General features: G+C 42.4%; 5 protein-coding genes. 4 read left to right on the top strand and 1 reads right to left on the bottom strand.

Features of this window, described 5'->3' with window-relative positions; translation table 11 throughout:
• Positions 1–275 precede the first annotated feature (275 nt).
• Positions 276–1469: an iron-containing alcohol dehydrogenase family protein gene (locus tag AM228_RS27945; protein ID WP_054470245.1), complete on the top strand. Its 1194-nt coding sequence runs from the start codon at positions 276–278 to the stop codon at positions 1467–1469.
• Between the two features lie 712 nt (positions 1470–2181).
• Here the strand turns inward: AM228_RS27945 and mnmE are convergent.
• A complete protein-coding gene (gene mnmE / locus AM228_RS27940) occupies positions 2182–3594 on the bottom strand; it encodes a tRNA uridine-5-carboxymethylaminomethyl(34) synthesis GTPase MnmE (protein ID WP_054470247.1) in 1413 nt (470 codons plus the stop codon).
• Positions 3595–3723: 129 nt separating this feature from the next.
• Here mnmE and AM228_RS27935 point away from each other — a divergent pair, with 129 nt between their 5' ends.
• From AM228_RS27935 to AM228_RS27925, 3 genes are all read left to right on the top strand, one after another.
• Positions 3724–5997, top strand: a complete 2274-nt coding sequence (locus tag AM228_RS27935) for a serine/threonine-protein kinase (protein ID WP_054470243.1) — start codon at positions 3724–3726, stop codon at positions 5995–5997.
• Between the two features lie 46 nt (positions 5998–6043).
• Positions 6044–7843 (top strand): tetratricopeptide repeat protein, encoded by a 1800-nt coding sequence (locus tag AM228_RS27930; protein WP_197285442.1) that lies wholly within the window; start codon positions 6044–6046, stop codon positions 7841–7843.
• A gap of 363 nt (positions 7844–8206) precedes the next feature.
• The coding region (locus AM228_RS27925; protein ID WP_156332126.1) for a DUF1156 domain-containing protein at positions 8207–8446 on the top strand (240 nt) is incomplete at its 3' end.

The following is an 8446-nucleotide window of genomic DNA, read 5'->3' as shown; positions in this document are numbered from 1 at the left end:
GTTTTGTCCGTCAGGCACTTTACTAATCTAACAAACCTAAATCGGTTTGTCAACCCCTTTGACCAACTTTTTTTGAAAAAAAATTTTTTATCCCCCAAAACCCTTGTATGGTAAGCTTTTTGGGATTTTATATTTCTGAAAATATTTTTTTGAGGCCGATCGCTCGCTTCTACTTTTATGGGATCTAAAGTAAAAAGGAAGTGATTGTGGATCTTCCCCCCACATCGAAAGCCAGTAGGCAAATCAATTGAACGATATTCAGGAAAACCAATATTATGTGTGAAAAAACTTCTGAAAACTTTCCTAGCACTACAGCCGAGTTCGCTTCGCTGCCCACTTTGACTGTAGCCCCCAAACAAGTGATGCGGGGCTTTGGGATTCTGGCACAAGTAGGAGACATCTTGGCTAGGTTCGGCAGAAATTCTTTAATTATCGGGGGAGATTCCTCTCTGAGTGTCACCCTTTCAAGATTACAACCGGCCTTAGCCGCACAGCAGATCGTGACTCACCCAGGGTCTTATCGCCCGGATTGTAGCGAAGCCAGCCTTGCTAGGCTGATGGCAGCGGTGGAGAGGCATCAAGCAGATTTCATTATTGGGACTGGGGGTGGTAAATCTCTGGATATGGCGAAACTGGTTGCCCACCGTTGTAATTTGCCTGTGGTGACTATTCCCTCATCGGCGGCTACCTGTGCGGCTTGGACGGCTTTGTCTAATATATATAGCGATCGCGGGGCGTTTCTTTACGATGTGCCTCTGGATGGTGGTTGTCCTGATTTGCTGATTTTGGATTACGAGTTAATTGCTACAGCGCCGAAACGGACTTTAGTGGCCGGAATTGGGGATGCGATCGCTAAATGGTATGAAGCCTCAGTGAGTAGCGGTCATTCTGAGCAAACTTTATTAGTAGCTGCCGTACAACAAGCGCGAGTGCTTCGGGATATTCTTTTGCAAAAATCCGCCGCTGCCGTGGAACAACCGGGGAGCGAAGTCTGGCGGGAAGTAGTAGACGCCACTGTTTTACTGGCCGGTGCGATCGGCGGACTAGGGGGCGCTCAATGTCGCACCGTCGGCGCTCATGCGGTTCATAATGGTTTAACTCATGTGGATCCAGAACATCACACATTGCATGGAGAAAAAGTAGCCTACGGCATTTTGGTGCAATTGCGTCTGGAAGAAATGGTGCAAAACAACCAACTAGCTGCCACTGCTAGACAGCAGCTTTTGAAATTTTATGGGGAAATTGGTTTGCCAGCAACGTTAGATGACCTGGGGCTGGAAAATATTACTCTAAAAGATTTGAAAGGGGCGGCAGAAATATCTTGTGGTCCTAATTCTGATATTCATCGATTGCCTTTTCCGGTGGTTCCCGATCAACTCCTGGCGGCAATGGTGTCAACAACGGCGACCGTAGAACGTTTAGGCAATAGTCAATCTGTAGAGCGTGTAGGGAGTTTTCCAAAAGAATGATCTAGTGGTCAATAAGTAAATCATCAGAGATTAGGGGAAGTAACTCCGCAAATTGCGCTAAATCCCTTCACCCTTAAATCACCCTTAAATTTTACCACAAAGTCTATTCAAAGGCGAATAGGCTTTTTTTTACGTTGAATTTTAATATTAAAAACAGTTGAGTTTTGGATGTTGAGAATTGTGGGACAGTTCACAACTGTAACTGTTGCAGTGATTGTAGTCCGTAACGGACTCTTTTGGCTGTGGCTATCAGTTTCAAATAGGCCTAAAGGTGACGATTATGATTTAATTGATATTAATTATAGTGGCTATGATTAAGATTAAATTTTTTTCAGAAAAATATAAATAAAATTAATATATTTTCAGTTTTTTTGTTTAAAGTTAAAAAACTTATTGGCAGACATTAATTAAAAATAATTAACAAAATTTAATACTTAATTGAAGTTTAATTAATGTTTATTTAACATACAAATTATCTGTGATTCTGTTAGATAGAAGATGTGACTTAAAATTTATCTATGGATCGCTTTCTAAGTAAAACATCATTCGGCGCTATAACTGCGCTATGACTTCACCTATTCCTGTTAAAGCCAAAATGATGGCGGCGATCGCCTAGGGTGAAAAAACCGGGTTTCTCTCCCAAACTTAATTGCGCCGAATAACCGCTGGCAGAGAAACCCGGTTTTTTTGAAAAACCGGGTTTTTTTGAACACTATTTGCCAATACAGAAGCGGCTAAATATTCGATCAAGCACGGATTCGGTGACTTCTTCCCCAGTGATTTCTCCTAATGCTTGAATGGCTCCGCGTAGGTCAATTGTCCAGAAGTCAAGGGGCAAACTATCGGCAATGGTTGATTGGACTTGTTTGAGGGCGGTGTAAGCGCGAGTTAAGGCAGCGGCTTGCCGTTGATTAATAGTTAATTCTAAGTTGGCGGCTTGTATGTCACCCAGATTGACGGCTTTTAATATGGCATTTTCTAAGTCTTCGATACCTTGCCCATAAAAAAGATCGAACCGGGTAGCGGAGGTGCCGATCGCCTCTACAGAAGTCTTAGCATCAAGAATACCCTCCGGCAAACTGGGCAATTTTTCTACTAAGTCTATTTTATTGATGACGATAATCAGAGGACGATGTTTAACTTGGGTATAAATTTCGGCATCGGCTGATGTCCAACCAGCGGTGGCGTCAATGGTAAAAATCACTAAATCCGCAGCTTGGGCAGCGCGTCGCGATCGCTCGACACCAATTTTTTCTACTTGGTCTGAGGTTTCGCGAATGCCCGCAGTGTCCAAAACTTGCACGGGAATGCCTTTAACCACCAGTTGAGATTCCACAACATCGCGGGTGGTGCCTGGAAGATCCGTGACAATGGCGCGATCGCTCCGACTCCAAGCATTTAATAAACTGGACTTGCCCACATTTGGTCGCCCGACAATCGCCACTTTTAACCCAGAGCGCAAGAGTTCTCCCTGATGCGCTGTAGCCAATATTCTGGACATTTCTGCCAAAATGTTGTCTATGTTGGCGATAATTTCTGGCTCGTTTAACGGCGGTAAATCCTCCTCAAAATCAATCCGGGCTTCAATTTCTGCCAGAATATCTAAGCAACAGGCGCGGAGTTGCCGGATCGGTTGGGTTAATTTACCTTGTAAACCAGCCAGTGCCGTTTGAGCCGCAGTCGCTGAACGGGCCATGACTAAATCAGCAATACTTTCCGCTTGAGTCAGGTCAATGCGTCCATTCAAAAAAGCTCGCAGACTAAACTCTCCAGGATTAGCCAGTCTAGCTCCTTGTTCTAGGCAAAGCTGCAAAACTTGTTGCACGGGAATAATCCCACCGTGACAGTGAAATTCCACCACATCTTCGCGGGTATAAGACCGGGGTGGTTTCATGATCAGAAGCAGAGCTTCGTCTACCACTTGTTGCGTTTGAGGATGGCAAATGTAGCCGTATAAGATGCGGTGACTTTCCCAGGGCTGAGATCCGGGAGCATGAAATAAAGTCCTCGCGATCGCCAAAGCATCGGTTCCAGATAATCGGACTATGCCAATGCTCCCTTGTTGTGGGACAATTGCTGTGGCGATCGCGGCGATCGTATCTCCTTGACTAAAATCTCTGGACATTCTGGACATATTTTTCCCTGTTTGCCAATGGTCAACTTTCATGGTAAATCCGACCGCCGTGGTCAGCATCAAATTCTCAAATTGAATACAATATAAACATCACCACCAAACATAGCGCAGGGTGCCGCAATGATTGGCCAACTATTAGATAGAAGATATCGCATTGAGAAAAAATTAGGTTCCAATGGTTTGGGACAAACCTATTTGGCTGTGGATACTCATCGGCCTGGGGAACCAAAATGCATTGTCAAACAACTACTTCTTCCCAGAAATCAGGGTAAATCCATAGAAATTATCGAATTGATTTTAAAGAAAAAAGTAGAATTTTTAGAAAGACTTGGCAAACACAACCAAATTCCCCAATTATTAGCGTTTTTCCAAGAGAACAAAGAATTTTATTTAGTCGAAGAGTTTATTACAGGTCATTCCCTGGTGGATGAAATTGGCCACGGGATACCCATGCCCGAAGACCAGCTATGTAAACTGTTGCAGGAAATTTTGGAAATATTAATTTTTGTTCACGGACATGGGATCGTGCATCGCCAGGTGACGGCAGAGAACTTAATTAGACGGAGTTCTGATGGTAAATTGGTGTTGATTAATTTTGGGCTGGTGCAAGATAAAGATATTAATACTCAATTGCTAAAAACTTATAGGGAATCTTCAGAGAATGACTCTGAAAATATCGATAGTCAACTGGTGTTAGAATTTGGCCAAAGTCAGTCAACCAGTAGCGATATTTACGGATTGGGTTTAATTGCAATTCAAGCCCTGACGGGCTTGCAGGGAAAAGATTTAATCCAGATATCGGATCATCAAAATCCCCAAAATCCAATTTTGGCATGGCACGATCAGGTCAAAGCCAGACCCCAAGTAGTGAGTATGCTGGATAAAATGGTGCATTCAAATCCAGAGGAGCGGTATCAGTCAGCCCCGGAAGTTTTGGCGGCTTTGAAAAAGTTAAAAGTACCACCATCAAAGCTTCAGCCCGGATCAATCCCCGTGCCACCACCGCCCCCCCCAGTTGCCCAATTAAAAGGGGTGGCGCGGGTGGCTCCACGTCCGATTGATTTAACTCAACCGGAAAACTTGGCAATTTCATCGAAGATGTCTGGGTCAAAGGTGAGAAGCCTAAAAATGATGATGGCCGTAGGACTGCTAATTTTTATCTGCGGCTGGGCTGGGTGGCTATATAAGAAAAATTATACGAATCAGCGGATTGCCGAGTTAAAAAGTATTGCCCAAGAACGAGCCGCAAGTGGGGATCGACAGGCGGCGATTCAACAATTTACTCAAGCAATATCTCTGAAACCTACGGCAGAATCTTATTATCAAAGAGCCAATGCTCAATTAGACCTGGGTAATTATCAAGCAGCGGTTGAAGACTATACGGCGGCTTTGGCAAAAGATCCCAATTATGTAGCAGCTTATTTTAATCGGGGATTGGCTTATTTAAAATTAAATCAATTTAAGGCAGCAGTTGATGATTATACTAAGGCGATCGAGAATAATTCTCAGGATGCAGATGCTTATTATCAAAGAGGTTTGGCTTATCATCGCCTGAAAAATTATCCAGCGGCGATCGCGGATTATACTCAGGTGATTCAGTTGAATCCTGAAGATGCTACAGCTTTTACCAATCGGGGATTGTCATATTCAGCCGCCGATAACAAACAAAGCGCGATCGCGGATTATACTCAGGCGATTAGATTAAATCCGAATGATGCTCAAGCCTATTATAGTCGCGGTAGAGCTAGGTTTTTTTTGGCAGATTATCAGGGGGCAATGGAGGATTATACTGAAGCATTAAGAATTACTCCCGATGATGCCGATATCTATGTGAATCGTTGTGGGGCTTATTTGAATTTGGCGCAGTACGATCGGGCGATCGCAGATTGTACTCAGGCGATTCAACTAAATGCCGAATATCCTGAAGCTTATAGTAATCGTTGTCTGGCTTATACGAATTTACAAAAATATCCAGAGGCGATCAACGATTGTACCCAGGCGATCGCTCTAGAACCTAACGGGGCAAAAGCTTATACTAATCGAGGAATGGCTCGTGCTGCGGCCAATGATTTTCAAGGGGCGATTGATGATTACACTCAAGCGATTAGATTAGCGCCGAATGATGCGGTAGCTTATGGTAATCGTGGGACGGTGTATTACGATTTAAACCAATATCCCGAAGCGCTGTTAGACTATACTCAAGCAATCAGATTAAAAGAAGATTATGACCTGGCTTACTATAAACGGGGTCTGATTCGGGTGCAACTCAAAGATACGGCTGGGGCGATCGCTGATTTCCAAACAGCAGGCAAGCTTTGTCTTGATCGGGGGAGAACAGGTTGCTACCATGATGCTCAGTATCAAATTAATTTATTGCAGCAAAATAAACCATAAAAACAGTGCCACAATAAGTAATATTCATTTATTTAGTGATAATCTAGTGACCTCCGGCCAATTTTTAGCTAAACGCTACCGCATTATTGAATTTATCGGCTCTGGGGCTTTTGGCACCACTTATTTAGCGGTGGATACTCGTCTACCAGGAAACCCGACTTGTGTGGTGAAACAACTTTTGCCAACTCCGAAAATAGGCAAAAATTTGAAAACTGCCCAGCGTCGATTTAGCCGAGAAGCTAAAATTTTAGAAAAACTGGGAAAACACCCTCATATTCCTCAACTTTTTGCATATTTTGAGGAAAATAAACAATTTTATTTAGTGGAAGAATATATTGCGGGTTATCCTCTGACTAGCGAGTTAACCTTGGGATGGAAATGGAGTGATCTAAATACGATCAACTTAATCCAAGAAATCTTAGAAATCCTATCATTTATCCACAGTAATGGCGTGATTCACCGAGATATTAAACCCTCGAATATTATCCGCCGACAGTCAGATGGTCAGTTATTTTTAATCGATTTTGGCGCGGTTAAAGAAATCAATGAAGGGGATGCTTCATCTCAGACTAGAACAATGGCCACGGGTACTCCTGCTTATATGCCCCTTGAGCAATTTCAAGGCAATCCAAAACCCAACAGCGATATTTATGCCGTGGGGATGATTGCCATTCAAGCATTAACTGGGGTTCACCCCCGCGAACTGCCAATGATTAAAAATATGGATCAGGTTAGTAGTGGTTCTTTTCACTGGAAACAATTGGCAAAAGTTGACATAGAATTTACCAAAGTTATTGATAAAATGATTTTGGATGATTATCATTTACGCTATCAATCTACTACAGAAGTTTTAGCTGATTTAGAAAAAATTAAATATCGGTTTAGATCAGGTAATTTGGGCAAAAAAAATGTAGATTATAATTTTGAAACAGATGATTCTACTTTACAGGATGCTGATGAATATTTTGAGAATAAAAAAAATAATTTATCAAGTAAAATTACAGATACAAATTTTTTTATTCATAGCAAAAATAGCCATAAATTTCTGGAAAAAAGTTTTATAAGTAGAGTAAAAAAAAATCAGGTAATTTCGGGCAAATTAATTTTGATTATGGCAGGGGGTTTGACGATAGGCTTTTCAGTTTTTTTATGGGAAAATTTGGTTAGTTTAGAAGCTAAAAAACTGTATAATCAAGCGGTGGAAAAGGCAAAAAATGGCAAAAATGAAGCGGCGATCGCAGATTTGAATCAAGCCATTAAATTATTACCCAACTATGAATCCGCCTATTATAGTCGCGGGAGAATTCGTTTTCAAATGGGAGATTATTCAGGGTCGATCGCAGATTATAGTCAGACGATTAAATTGAATCCCCAAGATGCTGGGGCTTATGCTAACCGCTGTGTAGCTTATCGATATTTGTCTGATTTTTCCGCCGCGATCGCCGACTGTTCCTATGCTATTAAACTTAATCCCAATTATGCGGATGCATTAGCAAATCGCTGTCTGGCATTGATTGGGATTGGGGATAAAAAATCCCTAGCCGCATCTTTAGCAGACTGTAATCAGGCGATCGCCTTGAATTCGTCTCAATATGATGCTTATTATGGCCGAGGTTTAATTTATCAAACCTTGGGAGAACTCAATCATGCGATCGCTGATTATACCCAGGCAATTACATATAATCCTAATTTGGCGGCAGCTTATTATTATCGCGGTCTGGCAAGATTGAAATTAAATCATCGCCAAAACGCCGAGAGTGATTTTCAGAAAGCGGCTGAACTCTGTGAATTGCCCACGGTTGAATGTGATATCGATCCCAAGGCGAAACTGGAAAAGTTACAGTAAATTGGGGAGCGGCGGTTCGGCTTCGCTCACCGTGCGGGGGACCGGCGGTTCGGCCCTTCGGCTGCGCTCAGGACAGGCTTCGCTCACCGTGCGGGGGAGAGAGTGAATAGTGAATAGTGAATAGTAAATAGTGAATAGTGAATAATGAATAGTAAATAGTAAATAGTAAATAGTGATATTTCTTTTGTACGGGCGTCCTTGCGAAGCATAATCCGTCAGGCTATATGGCCAGAAAGCCCCTACGACTTTTAACTTTTAACTTTTCACTTATAAATTTCCCCGTTCCCTGGTAACCGTTCCTCGTTCCCCAACAAACAAAGAATCCCTACCCAAAAACCAACAAACAACAACCAACAAATAACCATGAACAAAGATAGATTATTTATCGAGAGAATTATCCCAGTGAAACTGTTAAATCAACAGGTGGCTTATGAACATGGGGGCAATCCATTTAAAGGACTACATCGCTGGTATTCTCGGAAGCCGTTATCTTTCTCTCGCGCTTCGGTTTTGGCTTCTCTGTTGCCAGAGGATATCTCATTAGATGAGTTTGAATATTTACTGGGATTACATCCAGAATGGGAGGGGTTAAAACCTGATGCT

Source organism: Planktothricoides sp. SR001 (genome assembly GCF_001276715.1).
Classification (GTDB): domain Bacteria; phylum Cyanobacteriota; class Cyanobacteriia; order Cyanobacteriales; family Laspinemataceae; genus Planktothricoides; species Planktothricoides raciborskii.
The sequence above is the reverse complement of the archived record's forward strand: the minus strand, read 5'-3'. Positions and strand labels throughout refer to the sequence as shown.

What these genes read in the sequence shown, in the direction of transcription:
- mnmE (WP_054470247.1), bottom strand. Translation starts at nt 3,594, where the DNA reads ATGTCCAGAGATTTTAGTCAAGGAGATACGATCGCCGCGATCGCCACA.
- AM228_RS27945 (WP_054470245.1), top strand. Translation starts at nt 276, where the DNA reads ATGTGTGAAAAAACTTCTGAAAACTTTCCTAGCACTACAGCCGAGTTC.
- AM228_RS27935 (WP_054470243.1), top strand. Translation starts at nt 3,724, where the DNA reads ATGATTGGCCAACTATTAGATAGAAGATATCGCATTGAGAAAAAATTA.